This window comes from Janthinobacterium sp. EB271-G4-3-2 (assembly GCF_020858035.1).
GTDB lineage: Bacteria > Pseudomonadota > Gammaproteobacteria > Burkholderiales > Burkholderiaceae_D > Janthinobacterium > Janthinobacterium aestuarii.
Genome location: NZ_JACYMG010000001.1, coordinates 257,106 through 273,206, shown reverse-complemented (window position 1 = coordinate 273,206; position 16,101 = coordinate 257,106). Strand labels below are relative to the sequence as shown.

The window sequence follows — 16,101 nt, the reverse complement described above, 5'->3', positions numbered from 1 at the left end:
CGTGGTGCCGGGGCACTGCAAGCGGCCATTCTAGAAAAGCTCGACTCATGAGGGAAATGATAAAATTTTGTACAATTCATTCATTTTCATCATGAATCGCAGGAGCCTCACCCCATGGACTTCAATACCGCCCTGCTGCGCGCCTTTGTCGCCGTAGCGGACACGGGCGGCTTTACGCGCGCCGCCGAACGGCTGCACCTGAGCCAGTCCGCCATCAGCCACCAGATCCGCCGCGTGGAAGAGCAAGCGGGCAGCGCGCTGCTGCTGCGCACGACGCGCAGCCTGCGCCTGACGGAAGATGGGGAGGATTTCCTGCGCCACGCGCGGCAGATCCTGGCCGCGCAGGATGCGCTGTCGCGGCGCTTCCAGCGCTCCTCGATCGCCGGCGCCGTGCGCTTTGGCGTGCCGGAAAATTTCATGGGCGCTCGCCTGCCCGCCCTGCTGGCGCAGTTCGCGCACTTGTTTCCCGCCGTGCGACTGGATGTGACGGTGGGCACCTATCTTGACTTGCAGAAACTAGTAGCGGCCGATGCGCTAGACCTGGCCGTCGTCATGGCCCTGGCCGGCGGCCAGGATGAGGCGGCCGTGCTGCGCCGCACGCGCTTCGTCTGGGCGGCGGCGCACGATTTCAGGCACGATGGCGCGCCGCCCCTGCCGCTGGCGTTTTCGCCCGCGCCGTGCATGCACCGGCAAGTCGGCGTCGATGCCCTCGATGCCGCCGGTCTGGACTGGCGCGTGGCGTTCACCTCGCCCAGCCAGCAGGGCTTGCGCGCCGCCGTGCTGGCGGGATTGGCCATCACGGCACTGCCGCAAGGCGACCTGGAGCCGGGCATGGTGGTCATCGATGGCCAGCATGGCTTGCCTGCCCTGCCCGCGGCCCAGTTTCAGCTCGTCTGGCGCACCGCCGGCACCACGGCGGCGGCTGAAGCGCTCGGACAATTGCTGCGCGAATGGTCAGCCGCCGCGGCGGCATGACAGCAACGCCAGGCCACGATACATGCGATCGTGCGCGCCGCCATCCAGGTGACCCAGCAGTTCATGGCGGCGATGAAGCGGCACCGGTAGGACCGGATCGTGGATATTTGCAGCCGCGCCATCCACGGCACCGTGAACCGCACCGCCTAGTCAGGGTGTAGGCGCTTTGCACCCAGGCCAGACCTTTATCCGTAAAGCCCAGTTCCTGGTGGATTTTAGGCAAGCTGCACCATGGACGTGTCGAGCACGATCATCGCCTGGCTGACGAGGATGATGGCAAGAAATGCCAAAGTCCGCATGAACTTGTTAGCCAAACTAATGATTGCGTGGAGCCAGTATCAACGGGCCAGCCGAACCGCCAGCACTGCCGCCCCGGTAGCAAAGCATAGCCAGCAGGCCAGGAAAATGCGCGATGACCTGCGCCTGCAAGTGCACAGCACGCGCAGCGTCTCGCCGACGCAAGCGGGCGAACAGCTGCTGCGCACGGCGGCCCCTCCTACCGCGTTTACCTTGCTGCTCGACACCTTGCGCAATCGTGGGGTTTGAGCCAGCGCAAGGCGACACCGGGCGTCAATGATCACCACACGAACACGCGTTTACCGCGCGGCGGCGCAGGTCTATAGTGGCATCTCCCCACCTTTTCAAGGACAGGACCGCCATGAAACTCTTTTACTCGCCGGGCGCCTGCTCGCTGGCACCGCACATCATCCTGCGCGAAACGGGCACGCCGTTCACACTCGTCAAGGTCGACCTGGGCCAGCACAAGACGCCGGAAGGCGGCAGTTACTATGAGCTCAACCCGAAAGGCCAGGTACCGCTGCTGGCGCTCGACGATGGCAGGACCTTGAGCGAAGGCCCCGTCATCGCCCAGTACATCGCCGAGCAAGCCGGCAAGCGCGACCTGCTGCCGCCCGCGGGCGACTTTGCCCGCTACAAGGTGATGGAATGGCAGAATTACATCACGTCCGAGCTGCACAAATCGTTCAGCCCCCTGTTCGATTCGCGCATCGACGCGGCCACCAAGGCCCTGTTCATCGAGGAACTGGGCAAGAAATATGCGTGGATCAACAGCCGCCTGGAAGGCCAGGCCTACCTGACCGGCGACACCATGACCGTGGCCGATCCCTATCTGTTCGCCGTGACGGGCTGGGCGCCGCAGCTGGGCGTGGACCTGTCGCAGCTGGCCAATCTGCAGGCATTCCTGGGCCGCATGACCGAGCGCGACAGCGTCAAGGCGGCGCTGGCAGCGGAAGGACTGGCCAAGGCCGCCTGAACGCCGTTGCATGGAGTTTCCCTGGGCTGGCGGCGCGCGACAGTCCCGTGCTAAGATCGTGGCGTCGAAAAAGGTGGACCGGCGTGGTGAGCCCCGGTCAGCCGTCCGCCTGCGGACGGTCATATTCCAGCCCTGGGGGCCGCGGACCACGACGAAAAGCGGACGTGCGCCGTTTTTTCGTCGGCGTGCGTTCCGTCACCCTGCTGCCTGAACGGCGTTCCGCCTGCCGCGAAAATTCACCACGTCCTTGACCAAGTGTGCTCTGCACAACCTCCAGGACGACATCATGAACCCAGCTTCAATCCACACCCCTGTACTCATCATCGGCGGCAGCCTCGTCGGGCTTTCAGCCTCGCTCTTCCTCGCATGGCGGGGCGTGCCGCATATCCTCGTTGAAAAACACCACGGCAGCGCCGCGCATCCCCGCGCCACGGGCTTTACGGAACACACGCTGGAATTTTTCCGCGCCGCCGGCATCGCCGAACGCATCCCCCAGGTGCCGCCCGGCGCCACCGTGCGCCGCGCCCGCGTGGAAAGCCTGGCGGGTCAGCACTACGAGGAATTGCCGTGGACGCCAGGCCAGCCGGAAGAGCGCGACGGCAAAGCCTCGCCCATGGCCGGTGCCGCCATCGCCCAGGACTTGCTGGAACCGATCTTGCGCGAGGCCGCCCGCGCGCGCGGCGCGGACCTGCGCACGGGCGTGGAACTGTTGTCCGTGCAGCAGGATGCGCAGCGCGTCACGGCGCAGCTGCGCCAGCGCGACACGGGCGCATGCTATGCCGTCACAGCCGACTACCTGATCGCCGCCGATGGCGCGGCCAGCCCCATCCGCGAACAGCTGGGCATCGCGCGCCAGGGTGCCGGTCCCCTGCGCGTGCTGCGTAGCGTGCTGTTCCGCTGCGCGGAGGCGGAGGCCTTTCTGGAACGGGACATCCGCCAGTTCGACATCGACCAGCCAGGCTTCAAGGGTTTCCTGGGCACGTATTCCGATGGGCGCTGGTTCCTCATGTTTGAAGAGCAAAGCGAGAGCACCGACGAGCAATTGCGGGCGCTGGTCCGCCAGGCCCTGGGCAAGGACATGGCCTTCGAGCTGATCACGACGGGGCGCTGGGAGCTGGCCGGCCTGATCGCGGACAGGTTCAGCGAGGGGCGCATTTTCCTGGCCGGCGATGCGGCCCATCAATTGCCGCCCACGCGCGGCGGCTACGGCGCCAACACGGGCATCGACGACGCCTACAACCTGGCATGGAAGCTGCAAAGGGTCGTGCGGCGGCAGTCGCGCCCCGCCCTGCTCGACACCTATACGGATGAGCGCCGGCCCATCGCCTGGCTGCGGCACCAGCAAACCTTCGCCCGGCCGGACTATGCGAAATGGGTCGGCGACGGCTACCAGGACGCGCCACTGTATGGCAACCTGGCGATGGAACTGGGCCAGTTGACGCGCTCCGGCGCCATCCTCGGCGCGGACGCGGCACTGCCGCCGGCCGCCCACCCGCGCGACTGGAACGGCCAGCCAGGCACGCGCGCACCCCACGCATGGGTACGGCATCGCGGCAACAGCATCTCCAGCATCGACCTGTTGACCGAGGATTTCGTGCTGCTGACAGCCGATCCGCGCTGGTCCGCCGCCGCCGCGCACCTATCGTTGAAAACCTTGCTGGCCGGCGCCGACGTGGTTTTCCCCGCCGACCAGGCCTTCAACGATACTTTCGGCGCAGGCGATGACGGCGCCGTGATCGTCCGGCCGGACGGCATCATCGCCTGGCGCTCGGCCCCGGCGGCAATACCGGATGCCATGCTGCTGCGCGCCGTCATGGAAAAAATCGCCTTGCCGCACGGCTGACGGCAACGGCGCCGCCGCGCTGTGCGAAAATGCCCGCCTTCACCATTGCCGGACATTGCCCATGCCGCACGCTGCCATTGCTACCCTTTCCGAACGCGACGCGCGCCGTATCGCCCGCCACGCCCAGGCGGCCGACGCGGCCCGCTTTTTGCATCCGGTGCAGCAAGCCTTGCTGCACCGGCGCGGCTGGCTGACGATGCTGGCGCCGCGCAGCGCGGGCGGCGCCGAGCTGCCCTTGCCGCAGGTGGTGCGTCTGGAAGAAGCCGTGGCCGCCGTCGACGGCAGCATGGGCTGGGTGCTGACCCTGTGCGCGGGCGCGGGCTGGTTCGCGGGCTTTCTGGCGCCCGGCATGGCGCAGGCCATCATCGGCACACCGCGCGTCTGCCTGGGCGGCAGCGGCGCGGCGACCGGCTACGCGGAGGAAGAAGGCGACGGCTACCGCATCACGGGCAGCTGGGACTACGCCAGCGGCGCGCCCATGGCCACCCACTTCACCCTGAACGCCCGGCTGCGGCGCGATGGCCAGCCCCTGCTAGATGACGAAGGCAAGCCGCGCATCCGCGCCTTCCTCGTGCCCGCCGCGCTGGTGCGGCTGGTGCCCTCGTGGAACAGCATCGGCATGCGCGCCAGCGCCTCGCACAGTTACCGGATCGACGGCCAGTGGCTCGGCAAAGATCATGGCTTCACGATCAGTCCCGACACCGCGACGGCCGGCGCCCCCCTGTACCGCTACCCGTTTTACGCGCTCGCCTACGTGACCCTGGCCGCCAACGTGGCCGGCATGGCCGCGCATTTCATGGAATTGGCCGAAGAATGCATGCGCCACCGCCGCCATGCGCGCGCCGGCTTGCCGCTGCTGGACGCGCCGGAAGTGGCCGCCATGCTGCAAGGAAAAAAGGATGCCTGCACGGCCGCCCGCGCCCGTTTTTATGCCGTGCTGGACGACAGCTGGGCCCAGGTGGCGGGCGGCGCGGCGCTCGACGAGGACGCCATGCAAGCCGTGCAGGAACGTTCGCTGGACATGGTGGCCGCCTGCCGCGCCGCCGTCGATGGCCTGTATCCGTATTGCGGCCTGTACGCGGCCCGCGAAGACAGCACCATCAACCGCGTCTGGCGCGACTTCCACACGGCCAGCCAGCATTCATTGCTGCTGCCCTGATATTGCCAAGCGCGCTTCGCCGCGCGACAACTTGCCCTCCCCTGGCAGCCGCATGACTGAAAAGGCTGGCGGACGCCATGCAGATCGGATTGCCTGATACTATGGGACATTGCTACTTCTCGCTCCCCTATCCATGCACGTCAACACGCTCAGCAGCCTTGCGCAACTTTTGGCCAGCGCCGAAACGGAAACCCTGGCCTTTCCCACCAGCATCAATACGGCTCTGCTCCTGCAAAAGGAACTGGCCAACCCCGACTGCCACTCGGCCGACATCAGCCGGCTGCTGCTGTGCGAACCGACCTTGTCGGCGCGCGCCGTGGCGCTGGCCAATTCGGCCATGTTCGCGTCCGGCCACACGCCCGCCATCACCAGCGTGCGCGCCGCCGTCGAGCGGTTGGGCCACCGCAACCTGTATGCGCTGGCGACGGCAGCCGTCATCCGCCAGCTGAACGCGGGCATCCGCGACGAAGCCTTGCGCGCCCGCGCCACCCAGCTGTGGGCGCACACCGTGCATGTGGCGGCGCTGGCGCATGCGCTGGCGGGCGCCGTCACGCAGACGGATGCCGATACGGCGCTGTTCGCCGGCATCGTGCATGAAGTGGCGGGCTTTTATCTGCTGGCCCAGGCCGACAAGACCCCTGGCCTGTACGCCCACCTGGAAACGCAGATGGCGTCCGCCCTGGAAGTGATCGGCCGCGCGCTGATGCGCCAGCTGGGCGTGCCGCAGGCGGTGGCCGATGCCGTCAATACCTTGCCCGGCTCGACCATCATGCTGCCGCCCGAAGGCTTGCGCGACACCCTGCTGCTGGCCAAGGCGCTGGCGCCCGTGCCTTCGCCGCTGCCGCAGGCCGGCATCACCGTCAGCGCGCCGCTGCAAGCCTACCTGGAAAATGATCCCGTGCTGCAGGCGCTGCGCACGCAGCCGTCGGCCGAAGCGAAGGCCCTGATTGAAGTGCTGCTCAGTTGATGGCCGATCTGCTATGATGGGACGGGCCGGGATGGACCCGGTCCGCTTTCATTGATGTCCACTGGAAAACTGCCTTGACTACCTCCTTACGCATGCTCGGCCTGGCCGCAGCTCTGACCATGGCGTGCAACGCCAACGCCGACAGCTTCGTTTCCTCGGCCTCCAGCGCCGGCTCCCAGTCGAGCGGCAGCATTTCCGATTCGCTCAACGGTTCGAGCAACAGCTCGTCGCGCGACAACAAGGTCGCCAATGGCCCCTACCGCATCATCGACGTGGCCGCCTTGCCGGGCCGCAACGGCATGACGCGCCTGACCATGCAGGCCGACGCCACGGCAACGCCGCTGGTGCTGGACTTGCCGCAAGCGGCGCTCGACAAGCAGCAGCTGGCGCAGGGCGACGTGGTGCATGCGCAAAACCGCGCCTACGGCATCGAATTCTCGCGCAACGACACGCGCGCCGCCTTCTTCCTCGTGCTGGCCGACGACTGGTACGGCGAAATGGCCACGCGTCCCGTCAGCCTTTGATTCGTTTTCTCCCGCGCCGCCCGGCACTGCTGCTGGGCGTTTGCGCCATCTTCAGCGCCGGCGCCGCGCAGGCGGGCACTTCGCTCGCCTCATCACGCTTTTGCGACCGCGCGCAGGAACTCACGACCACGGAACAGGATCGCCTGTTGCGCTTTGCCGCCGTCGTGCGCGAAGAACTGGCCGCCAGCGAAGGCGGCGTGGCCCTGATCAGCCGCTCGGGCCTGGACCTGGCCCGCTTCGGCATCCGCTATTCGCACGCCGCGCTGGCCTGGCGCCACGACAACGACAGCGGCTGGTCCGCGCGCCAGCTGTACTACGCCTGCGACGAAGGCCGCCCGCGCATCTTCGACCAGGGCACGGCCGGTTTCGCCATGGGCACGGAAAATCCATCGCTCGGCTACATCTCGCTCGTGAAACTGCCGGCGGAAACCGTGCCGCCCCTGCGCCGCGCCCTGCTCGACCCCGTGCGCGTGCAGCAGTTGCTGGCGGGCCGCTACAGCGCCAATGCCTATGCTTACAGCCTGAAATACCAGAATTGCAATCAGTGGGTGGTGGAAATGCTGGCCGCCGCCTGGGGCGAACTGGACGCGGGCGGCGACTTGCGCGCCCGCTCCCAGGACTGGCTGCGCGCCGCGCCGTATGCGCCCGCCCCCGTCGACGTGGGTGCGCGCTGGCTGATGCTCGGTTCCATCTTCGTGCCCCTCGTGCACATGGACGACCACCCGCCGGAAGCCATCGGCACGATGCGGCTGGCAGTGAGCCTGCCGGCCAGCCTGGAAGCGTTCGCGCGCCAGCGCCTGCCCGCCAGCGAACGCGTGGAAATCTGCCACGACGGCAAGCAGGTCGTGGTGCACCGGGGCTGGGATGCGATCGCCGACGGCTGCGTGCCCGGCGCGAACGACCGGGTCATCGCCCTCGACGATACGCCGCACGACAGTCCCTGACGACAGTCCCTAAGCAGCGGCCAGCGCCGCTTCGACCTGGTCAAGCAGGCGCGATGGTTCGAGCCCCTGCCCCATCCTGCGAGCCACCTCGCCGCACGCCAGCTGGACCCCGGGCGCGGCAAGCAGGCGAGCCAGCTGCCGCTGCATGCGTCCCGCCGACAGACGCCTGGCCAGCAAGACATCCCCCACGCCGAGCCGTTTGACCCTCCAGCCATTATCGAACTGGTCGTACGCGAACGGCACGATCAGTTGCGGAATGCCCGCGCGGAAAGCATCCGCGCTGGTGCCGATGCCGCCATGGTGCACCACGGCCGCCACGCGCGGCAACAGGGCAGCAAACGGCACGTGCGCCTGCCACATGACGCTGGCCGGCAAATCCTGCGGCACTTGCGCCGCATGCGGCGTGAGGAACAGGCCGCGCCGCCCCAGCCGCCGCAACACTTCCAGGGCGACGCTGAAATAGCGCTGCGCGTGCTGGTGCCCGGTACCGGGCGTAAACACGATGGGCGGCTCGCCCTGGCCCAGAAAGCGTTCCAGCTCCGGCGGCAGGGCCGCAGCGCCATGCGTGGCGGCGCCGGCGAAACCAGTTTGCACGAAATGCGGCGGCCAGTCCGCCTGCGGGGCGGCGAACCAGGCCGGAAACAGCCCCAGCGAGGCATCCGGCGCGGCCAGCATGTGCGCAAAAAAATGCGCTTCGGGCGGCAGTCCGTGCTGCGCGCGCGCCCCGTTCAGGCCAGGCAGCAGCACCGGGTCGACCATGCTGCGGTTGATCAGCCGCCACAGGGCCTGGCGCCAGGCCAGCGGCACCCAGGCGGGAACGCGCAGCGAGCCGGCCGCCAGGAAATCATGGCTGCTGCACAAATTCGATGGCGCCAGATAGGCCGCGACGATGCGCAGACCCGGGCGTGCCGAGCGTGCCAGGGCGGCCATCGGCACGAGGAAGGGGTGGCACAGCACCACGCAATCTTCAGCATCCGGCAAGCCTTGCACGATGCCGCGCACGGCGCCCAGGTGCGGCACGAGGCCGCGCCACACCAAGCCCCAGCCCTTGCGTTCATCCCACAGGCCCGGGTCGCCCAGCATGGCCTGGCCCTCTGCCGCACTGCCAAAGGTGTGATACGGCAGCCTTGACGCCTGCGCTGCCGCTTCCTGCCAGCCCGGCACCAGCAGCAGCACGCGCCGCCCCCGCTGCTGCAAACCCTGCGCCAGCGCGATAAACGGTTGCATGTCGCCGCCGGTGCCGCTGCTGGCGACGATGACGAGCGGCGTGGCGGCGGCCTGGTCCGCCAGCGCGTCAGCTCGGGACAGCATCGAGCGCCTCGCCGATCGCATAGAAGCGCCCGCCGGCGATGTAATGCAGGCTGCGCCAGGAGGGATCGGCGTCTTCGAAATGCCAGTGCCCGTCTCGGAACACGCGCGTGTCGGCCCAGGCGCCCACCACTTCGCCGATGAACAGGTCATATGCGGTCTGGTTGTGCGGCTCGGGGATCAAACGGCAGGCCAGCCAGGCCGAACATCCGGCCACGAACGGCAAATCAAAGCCGTCCATGTGAAACAGCCGCACGCCGGCGCGCGCCAGTTTGTCGGGCTGCGCATCGAGGCTGTGCGTGCCGACGGCGTGGGTCGGTTGCAGCTGCGCCGCCGTCGGCACCTGGATGACGAACGTGCCGCTGCCTTCGACCAGCGCGCGCGTGCGCGTTGCCTTGTCCAGCACCACGGTCAGTTTCGGCGGCGCGAAATCGAGGGCGCAGGCCCAGGCGGCGGCCATCACGTTATCGATGCCGCCATGGCGGGCCGAGACGAGGATGGACGGGCCGTGATTGAGCAGGCGATAGGCTTTTTCCAGCGGCACGGCGGCGACGTGGAGATGGGCATCGTCCCCGTTTTTCAGCGACAGAACCATGTCCCACCGGTCGATGCCGGGCCCGAAGCCGTCCGGCGTCACCTTGACTGTCTCAAAGCCGAAACGCGCATAAAAGGCCTGCGTGTGCTGGCCGGTGTTCATGCTCACCTCGGTCACGCCCGGCACGGCGCGGATGGCGTCCAGGCGCGCCTGCGTCAGCGCGCGGCCCAGGCCCTGGCCGTGCAGATCCTGCGCCACCATGCCCCAGCACAGGCTGGCCACCGTGCCGCCCCCGTCCAGCGCATGGCCGCCGCAGGCGACGATGCGTCCGTCGCGTTCGATGACCAGATACGGATGTGTCGAATTTTCCAGCCAGGCGGCAAAGTCCGCGCGCTCGGACGGGTCGAAAAAGCGCGGCGTATTGCCGTCGAAAAGGGCCAGGCAGGCGTCGCGGTCGCCGGCCTGGTAAGGACGCACTGTTTGCATTTTTTGTACTTAAAAAAACATGAATGGCAATTATAAGGGGCGCGCGCTCAAGCCAGCTGTTCCGGGCCGACGACGTGCACGCCCGGCGTGCCGGCCAGCGCCGCTTCCAGCAAGGCGCTGGCGATACGCGGCGCGGGATTGATGCGCCAGCGGCGCGGCAGCACGGGACCGAGCACGCGCAGGACGCGCAGGGCCGCGCCCTCGCCCGCCCGCACCTCCTCGCGTTCGCCGCCGATCAGTCCCGGCCGCACGTGGGTCAGCGATGCAAAGCCCAGCGCTTCGAGGTCGCCTTCCAAGTCTCCCTTGACGCGGTTGTAGAAAAAGCGCGAGGCCGCGTTGGCGCCGGCGGCGGAATTGAGCGCATACGCGCGCGTGCCGGTCGCCAGCGCCAGCCGCGCCGCGGCCAGCGGATAGTCATGGTCGACGCTGCGGAACGCTTGCCGCGTGCCCGCCGCCTTCATGGTCGTGCCCAGGGTACAGATGACGGCGTCCGCCTGCCACCAGGGCGCGTCCGCCGGCAAGCGGTCGAAATCGACGAGCGGCGCGTCCAATTTGGGATGCGCCGGCAAGGGCTTGCGCACGGGCGCGACGATGGCCGTGACGCGCTTATCCATCAGCGCCAGGCGCAGCACTTCGCGGCCCACCAGGCCCGTGGCGCCTATCAGTATCAGTTTCATTCATTCTCCCCGCATGCCGGACGCCACACGATACAGCATCGGGCGCCCAGGCAGCGCATCAGGCGCCCGCGTGCGTGTGATAGATCTTGCTCACGATGGTCCACTCGCCCTGCACTTTGAGCAGATTGAAAAAGTCGGTGAAGCGGAAACCCGAAATATCATCCGTGTCGACGCGCGCGCTGGCCGCCGTGCCCACGATATCGATCCGCGCGATGGCCGCCTTTGCCTGCGGCGATGGCCGGAACGCGCTGTCGATGATCTCGAACAGGCCTTCGATGGGCCCGCCCGTCAGCTTGTCTTCGCCGTCGACGCCGAACATGGTGGCCTCGCTGCTGAAGGCCGGGCGCATGATGCCGCTGTCGGCCTGCGCCCCGCCCGCATTGTATTGATTCAGCACGGCGACGATGGCCTGGTAGTCCTGCACATAAGTGGTGTTGTTCATGTTGCGCTCCTTGGGTGGGTGAAAAGAAAAATCAGCACTGGCTGGCGGGCCAGTCGGTGTAGCCGACGGCGCCGCCGCCGTAATACGCCGCGCGCGGCGCCACGGCCAGCGCCACGCCATGGCGCAGGCGCGCCACGAGGTCCGGGTTGGCGATGAAGGGACGGCCGAAGGCCACCGCATCGACCTTGCCGGCGGCGCGGCGCGCCAGCGCCAGCTGCAGGTCGTAATGGTTGTTGCCGATGTAGGGGCCATCGAACAGCGCCCGCAACGCGTCGAGGTCGACGCCGTCGGGCACGTCGCGCGAGGTGGCCGTGGCGCCCTCGACGAAGTGCAGATAGGCCAGCCCGTGACGGTTCAACTGTCCGATCAAATAGCCATAGGTGGCCATCACGCCGCTGTCGACGGGCGTGTTGCCCGCGTCGGGCGTGACGGGCGACAAACGGATGCCCACCCTCGCTGCGCCCCAGATGTCCACCACGGCTTGCGTCACTTCCAGCGTCAGCCGCGCGCGGTTGTCGATGCTGCCGCCATAAGCGTCCGTGCGCCGGTTGGTGGAATCGCGCAGGAACTGGTCGAGCAGGTAGCTATTGGCCGAATGCACCTCGACGCCGTCGAAACCGGCGCGCAGCGCGCATGCGGCCGCATGCGCATACTGGGCGACGATGCCGGCGATTTCCTGCGTCTCCAGCGCGCGCGGCATCGACACGGGCTGCATGCCGCTGGCCGTATAGGTGCTGCCCTCGGCGCGGATGGCGGAAGGCGCGACGGGCGCGGCGCCATCTGGCTGCAGGCTCGTATGCGAAAACCGCCCCACATGCCACAGCTGGCAAACGATCTTGCCGCCGGCCGCATGCACGGCATCCGTGACCAGCTTCCAGCCCGCCACCTGCTCGTCCGACCAGATGCCCGGTGTCAGGGCGTAGCCGCGCCCCTGCGGCGAAATATTCGTCGCCTCGCTGATGATCAGGCCGGCGCTGGCGCGCTGGGCGTAGTACTCGGCGTGCATGGCGTTCGGCACGCCATCGTCGCCCATGCGGCTGCGCGTGAGCGGCGCCATGACGATGCGGTTGGCCAGGGCCAGCGCACCCAGCTCGAGGGGAGAAAATAAATCGCTTTCATGCTGTTCGGTCATCGTATTGCTTTCATATTCCATGAGAAAAACCGGAAATAACTGACCGGTCGTCTAGCTAATGATTAAAAAAACGGCTACGCCAGCAGCCGTTGCGTGGTTAACATGGCCGCGTCGAACGGCCCGCCGTTCCTGGCCACCTTGACCATCAGGGAAGCGCCCAGCCACAGCTGATACAGCGATTCGGCCAGCACGCGCGCCGGCGTTGCCGCCGCCACGGAACCGTCGAGGTGACCCGCTTTCACGCACTGCGTCAGGCGATCCAGGATGGCGCCCGTGCCCTGCTGCAGCACGGCGCCCATGTCCACGGACAGGTCGCACACTTCCGCGCCCAGCTTGACCACCAGGCATTTGCCTTCCGGGGCGCTGCCGGCCTGGGTCGCGCTCCAGTAGTCAAAATACGCGAGCAGGCGCTCGCGGGCGGTGCCCGGGCCGTCCAGCAAGGCGTCGACCGTTTGCAGATAGGTGGTGAAATAGTCGTCGAGCAAGGCTTGGCCAAACTCTTCCTTCGACTTGAAGTAATAGTAGAACGAGCCTTTCGGCACGCCGGCCGCCGCCACCAGTTCGGCCAGGCCCACGGCCGTATAGCCCTTCTCGGCCATCAGGGCCTTGGCGATGTCGATCAGGTGCTGGCGCATGTCGGCGGAGGATTTTTTGCTCATGCGGCCAGTATAGCAAAAAATCTGACCGGTCGTCTAGTAAACTATCCCCTACTCCGCCATCACCCGAGGCGCAGCGCCAGCGCGGCCAGGGTCACGAGCAGCACGGGCACGGTCAGCACGATGCCGACGCGGAAATAGTAGCCCCAGGAAATGTGGATATTCTTGCTGTCGAGCACGTGCAGCCACAGCAAGGTAGCCAGGCTGCCAATGGGCGTGATCTTCGGCCCCAGATCGCTGCCGATGACGTTCGCGTAAATCATCGCTTCGCGCACGGCCCCCTGCGCCGTCGTCGGGTCGATGGCCAGCGCGCCCACGAGCACCGTCGGCAAGTTGTTCATCACGGACGACAGCAAGGCCGTCAGCACGCCCGTGCCCATGGCCGCGCCCCACACGCCGTACTGGGCGAAGTGGTTCAGCATGCCCGTCAGGTAAGCCGTCAAGCCCGCATTGCGCAAGCCGTACACGACCAGATACATACCCAGCGAAAAGACGACGATCTGCCACGGCGCATGGCGCAGCACGTGGCGCGTGGAAATCACATGGCCCCTGCCGGCCACCACCAGCAGCAGCGCGGCGCCCACGGCCGCGATCAGGCTGATGGGCACGCCCAGGTGCTCCTGCGAGAAAAATCCCACCAGCAGCAGCGCCAGCACCAGCCAGCCGGCGCGGAAGGTACCCAGGTCGCGGATGGCGGCGTCAGGGCGTTTCAGCTGCGCGACTTCGTAGTCGCGGGGGATATCCTTGCGGAAAAAGAGCAGCAAGGCGGCCAAGGTCGCCAGCACGGCGACGACGTTGACGGGCACCATCACGGCAGCGTACTCGGCAAAGCCGATCTTGAAAAAATCGGCCGACACGATATTCACCAGGTTCGACACCACGAGCGGCAGGCTGGCCGTGTCGGCGATGAAGCCGGCCGCCATCACGTAGGCCAGGGTGGCCCTGGCGGAAAATTTCAGCGCCCGCAGCATGGCGATGACGATGGGCGTCAGGATCAGCGCGGCGCCGTCATTGGCGAACACGGCGGAGACGAGCGCGCCCAGCAAGACCAGCAGCACGAACAGTTTTCTGCCGCTGCCCCCGCCCCAGCGCGCCACATGCAGCGCGGCCCACTCGAAGAAGCCGGCCGCGTCCAGCAGCAGGCTGATGATGATCACGGCAACAAACGTGCCCGTAGCGTTCCACACGATATGCCAGACGACGGGAATGTCGCCCCAGTGGATCACGCCGGCCAGCAAGGCGACACAGGCGCCGATGACGGCGCTCCAGCCAATACCCAGGCCGCGCGGCTGCCAGATGACGAGGATTAAGGTGGCGAGAAAGATGAGGAAAGCGGTGAGCATGGGGCGAGGTCCCGTGTATGCGGCATCGCGGGCACCATGCGCCGCAGCCATTGAATATCAACAATAATTCTATAATACTGGAATTATTGAATCAAAGCAAAGCTGCGGCGTACTTCCTTACTTCAGCGCGATGGCGATATCGACCAGCCCCACCGCCCCATTGCCGATGGCGGAAGCGGCCGGCGTGGCCGCACCGCCGCTCAGCACGGCGACACCCGTCGCCAGGTCGATGCGGTACAGCGAGCTCGGTCCTGTGGCCGACGTGCGCAAGGCCGCCAGGGCCAGGCCGTTGGCGCCACCGGCGATATCGAAGCCCACGTCGCCCGCCACAGCCACGCCCAGCGCGCCGACATTCACCAAAGTGCCGTCGTTGGGGGGATTTTGCAGGGCGAGCGCCGCGCTGGCCGTGTCGATATCGAACAGCATGGTCGCCGTGGTGCCGGCAAAGCTGTTGGTATAGGCGGCGGCCGTCACGCTCGGCGCCGCGCCCGCGCGGTTGACGGCGCCGTCGGTGGTGGTGGCGCCCGTGTCGACATTGATGCGCAGGCTTTGCCCCGCGTTGCCGATCACGCGCAGGCGGTCGGCGACGGGGTTGAAATCGACGCCAAAGGCCGTGCCGGCGATGGCCGTGTACGGCGCGCTCGTGTCCGCCGCATCGGCGGTGAGCGCCGCCTTGACGGCGGCCGCACCCGTCGCCGGGTCGATGGTGACGATGCGCCCCGTCGACGATATCCCGTACAGCAAGCCATCCTTGGGACGGATGTCAAAGCCCAGCAGGCGCTCGCCCGCCGCCAGGCCCGTCACGGCCACGTTGGCGTCCAGGGTGTTCGGCGTGGCCGTCTTGAAGGTGACGATGCGGGCGTCGTCCGTCAAGCCGTAGGCGACGGGCGCGGCCGGCGCTCTCAAGGCGATGCCGCGCAGTTCTTCCGCCACGCCGATGGCCGCCACCAGGGTCGCCGGCGCCGTGGCCGCGGCCAGGTTCAAGGTGTACAGATTGCGCGCGCCGGCCACCGTCATGACGGCGTAGCCCGTATTCGTGCGCGCATCGATGTCGAAGCCGGCCACGCCGGTGGCCGCCACGCCCAGCGGCACGGCGCTGGCCAGGGTGCCGTTATTGGGCGGATTTTGCGTGTACAGGGTGGCATTGGCCCCATCGATGACAAATAAAGTGGTGCTGGCCGTGCCGGCAAAGCTGTTCGTATAGGCGGCCGCCGTGATGGCCGTATTCGCTGCGCCGCCGTTGATATTGCCATCTGTCGTGGTCGCGCCGGTATCGACATTGATGCGCAGGCTCTGCCCCGTGTTGCTGACGATGCGCAGGCGGTCGGCGACGGGGTTGAAATCGACGCCGAACTCCGTGCCGGCCAGCGCCGTGTAAGGCGCCGTCGCATCGCCCGCATCGGCGGCCAGGGTGGCTTTGACGGTGGCGGCGCCCGTCACGCCATTCAGGGTGTAGATGCGGCCCGTGCTGCCGACGCCATACAGCTGGCCATCGGCGGGACGGAAATCGATGCCCAGCAGGTTTTCGCCGGCCTGCAAGCCCGTGACGGTGGCCGTGGTGCGGATGGTGGCCGGCGTGGCGCGGTCGAATGACAGCAGCTTGTTGCTGGCGGTGAGCACGAAGACATCGCCAGCCGCCACCACGGGCGGCGGTGGCGTGACGACAACATCGTCGTGGTCGCTGCCGCCGCCGCAAGCGGACAGGGTCATGGCGACGGCGGAAACAAGCAGCAGCTTGGCGTATGGCAAGGTTGGCAGTGGTGACATGGTCGTGGTCCCGATAGAGTGAGTGGAGGTGCCGCTCATGCCGCCGTTGCGGCGAGCGCACCCCTGTACT

The 16,101-nt window shown here is 67.3% G+C and carries 16 protein-coding genes and 1 pseudogene; 8 read left to right on the top strand and 9 right to left on the bottom strand.

Annotation, left to right across the window (positions count from 1 at the left end; all coding sequences use genetic code 11):
- The first annotated feature begins 114 nt into the window (after positions 1–114).
- The 8 genes from IGS55_RS01180 to IGS55_RS01145 all read left to right on the top strand — a co-directional run bounded on the left by IGS55_RS01180 (position 115) and on the right by IGS55_RS01145 (position 7,685).
- On the top strand, positions 115–975 hold the full coding sequence (locus tag IGS55_RS01180; RefSeq protein ID WP_230516541.1) for a LysR substrate-binding domain-containing protein: 861 nt from the start codon (positions 115–117) through the stop codon (positions 973–975).
- Positions 976–1,380: 405 nt separating this feature from the next.
- On the top strand, positions 1,381–1,521 hold the full coding sequence (locus tag IGS55_RS01175) for a hypothetical protein (RefSeq protein WP_230516542.1): 141 nt from the start codon (positions 1,381–1,383) through the stop codon (positions 1,519–1,521).
- A 112-nt stretch (positions 1,522–1,633) separates the two neighbouring features.
- On the top strand, positions 1,634–2,248 hold the full coding sequence (gstA, locus tag IGS55_RS01170; RefSeq protein WP_230516543.1) for a glutathione transferase GstA: 615 nt from the start codon (positions 1,634–1,636) through the stop codon (positions 2,246–2,248).
- A gap of 286 nt (positions 2,249–2,534) precedes the next feature.
- Positions 2,535–4,091 (top strand): FAD-dependent monooxygenase, encoded by a 1,557-nt coding sequence (locus IGS55_RS01165; RefSeq protein WP_230516544.1) that lies wholly within the window; start codon positions 2,535–2,537, stop codon positions 4,089–4,091.
- Positions 4,092–4,152: 61 nt separating this feature from the next.
- Positions 4,153–5,250: an acyl-CoA dehydrogenase gene (locus IGS55_RS01160; RefSeq protein ID WP_230516545.1), complete on the top strand. Its 1,098-nt coding sequence runs from the start codon at positions 4,153–4,155 to the stop codon at positions 5,248–5,250.
- A gap of 169 nt (positions 5,251–5,419) precedes the next feature.
- Positions 5,420–6,217 (top strand): HDOD domain-containing protein, encoded by a 798-nt coding sequence (locus IGS55_RS01155; protein ID WP_230516546.1) that lies wholly within the window; start codon positions 5,420–5,422, stop codon positions 6,215–6,217.
- Positions 6,218–6,309: 92 nt separating this feature from the next.
- On the top strand, positions 6,310–6,741 hold the full coding sequence (locus IGS55_RS01150) for a hypothetical protein (RefSeq protein WP_034754765.1): 432 nt from the start codon (positions 6,310–6,312) through the stop codon (positions 6,739–6,741).
- Entirely contained in the window at positions 6,738–7,685 is a 948-nt protein-coding gene (locus IGS55_RS01145) for a DUF2145 domain-containing protein (RefSeq protein WP_230516547.1), read from the top strand. Before IGS55_RS01150 ends, IGS55_RS01145 begins: the two co-directional genes overlap by 4 nt.
- 9 nt (positions 7,686–7,694) lie before the next feature.
- Here the strand turns inward: IGS55_RS01145 and IGS55_RS01140 are convergent, their stop codons facing one another.
- The 9 genes and pseudogenes from IGS55_RS01140 to IGS55_RS01100 form a co-directional block, all read right to left on the bottom strand.
- Positions 7,695–8,996 carry a glycosyltransferase gene (locus IGS55_RS01140; protein ID WP_230516548.1) on the bottom strand — a complete coding sequence of 434 codons (1,302 nt, stop codon included), beginning with the start codon at positions 8,994–8,996 and terminating at the stop codon, positions 7,695–7,697.
- Entirely contained in the window at positions 8,980–9,588 is a 609-nt protein-coding gene (locus IGS55_RS01135; RefSeq protein ID WP_230516613.1) for a flavin reductase family protein, read from the bottom strand. Before IGS55_RS01135 ends, IGS55_RS01140 begins: the two co-directional genes overlap by 17 nt.
- A gap of 3 nt (positions 9,589–9,591) precedes the next feature.
- A pseudogene (locus IGS55_RS01130) lies at positions 9,592–10,014 on the bottom strand (GNAT family N-acetyltransferase); the annotation flags it as partial.
- A gap of 47 nt (positions 10,015–10,061) precedes the next feature.
- On the bottom strand, positions 10,062–10,691 hold the full coding sequence (locus IGS55_RS01125; protein WP_230516549.1) for an NAD-dependent dehydratase: 630 nt from the start codon (positions 10,689–10,691) through the stop codon (positions 10,062–10,064).
- A gap of 58 nt (positions 10,692–10,749) precedes the next feature.
- Entirely contained in the window at positions 10,750–11,133 is a 384-nt protein-coding gene (locus IGS55_RS01120) for a nuclear transport factor 2 family protein (protein WP_230516550.1), read from the bottom strand.
- Between the two features lie 31 nt (positions 11,134–11,164).
- Positions 11,165–12,265 (bottom strand): alkene reductase, encoded by a 1,101-nt coding sequence (locus IGS55_RS01115; protein WP_230516551.1) that lies wholly within the window; start codon positions 12,263–12,265, stop codon positions 11,165–11,167.
- Between the two features lie 74 nt (positions 12,266–12,339).
- Positions 12,340–12,924, bottom strand: coding sequence for a TetR/AcrR family transcriptional regulator (locus IGS55_RS01110; RefSeq protein WP_230516552.1), 585 nt, complete (start codon positions 12,922–12,924; stop codon positions 12,340–12,342).
- Between the two features lie 59 nt (positions 12,925–12,983).
- Positions 12,984–14,264 carry an arsenic transporter gene (locus IGS55_RS01105; RefSeq protein ID WP_230516553.1) on the bottom strand — a complete coding sequence of 427 codons (1,281 nt, stop codon included), beginning with the start codon at positions 14,262–14,264 and terminating at the stop codon, positions 12,984–12,986.
- A 117-nt stretch (positions 14,265–14,381) separates the two neighbouring features.
- Positions 14,382–16,031, bottom strand: coding sequence for a DUF4394 domain-containing protein (locus tag IGS55_RS01100; protein ID WP_230516554.1), 1,650 nt, complete (start codon positions 16,029–16,031; stop codon positions 14,382–14,384).
- Positions 16,032–16,101 lie beyond the last annotated feature (70 nt).

Bases quoted from the DNA above. Each gene is read 5' to 3' on its own strand.
- IGS55_RS01180 (WP_230516541.1), top strand. From the start codon at position 115: ATGGACTTCAATACCGCCCTGCTGCGCGCCTTTGTCGCCGTAGCGGAC.
- IGS55_RS01175 (WP_230516542.1), top strand. From the start codon at position 1,381: ATGCGCGATGACCTGCGCCTGCAAGTGCACAGCACGCGCAGCGTCTCG.
- gstA (WP_230516543.1), top strand. From the start codon at position 1,634: ATGAAACTCTTTTACTCGCCGGGCGCCTGCTCGCTGGCACCGCACATC.
- IGS55_RS01165 (WP_230516544.1), top strand. From the start codon at position 2,535: ATGAACCCAGCTTCAATCCACACCCCTGTACTCATCATCGGCGGCAGC.
- IGS55_RS01160 (WP_230516545.1), top strand. From the start codon at position 4,153: ATGCCGCACGCTGCCATTGCTACCCTTTCCGAACGCGACGCGCGCCGT.
- IGS55_RS01150 (WP_034754765.1), top strand. From the start codon at position 6,310: ATGCTCGGCCTGGCCGCAGCTCTGACCATGGCGTGCAACGCCAACGCC.
- IGS55_RS01140 (WP_230516548.1), bottom strand. From the start codon at position 8,996: ATGCTGTCCCGAGCTGACGCGCTGGCGGACCAGGCCGCCGCCACGCCG.
- IGS55_RS01135 (WP_230516613.1), bottom strand. From the start codon at position 9,588: ATGGTTCTGTCGCTGAAAAACGGGGACGATGCCCATCTCCACGTCGCC.
- IGS55_RS01125 (WP_230516549.1), bottom strand. From the start codon at position 10,691: ATGAAACTGATACTGATAGGCGCCACGGGCCTGGTGGGCCGCGAAGTG.
- IGS55_RS01120 (WP_230516550.1), bottom strand. From the start codon at position 11,133: ATGAACAACACCACTTATGTGCAGGACTACCAGGCCATCGTCGCCGTG.
- IGS55_RS01115 (WP_230516551.1), bottom strand. From the start codon at position 12,265: ATGACCGAACAGCATGAAAGCGATTTATTTTCTCCCCTCGAGCTGGGT.
- IGS55_RS01110 (WP_230516552.1), bottom strand. From the start codon at position 12,924: ATGAGCAAAAAATCCTCCGCCGACATGCGCCAGCACCTGATCGACATC.
- IGS55_RS01105 (WP_230516553.1), bottom strand. From the start codon at position 14,264: ATGCTCACCGCTTTCCTCATCTTTCTCGCCACCTTAATCCTCGTCATC.
- IGS55_RS01100 (WP_230516554.1), bottom strand. From the start codon at position 16,031: ATGTCACCACTGCCAACCTTGCCATACGCCAAGCTGCTGCTTGTTTCC.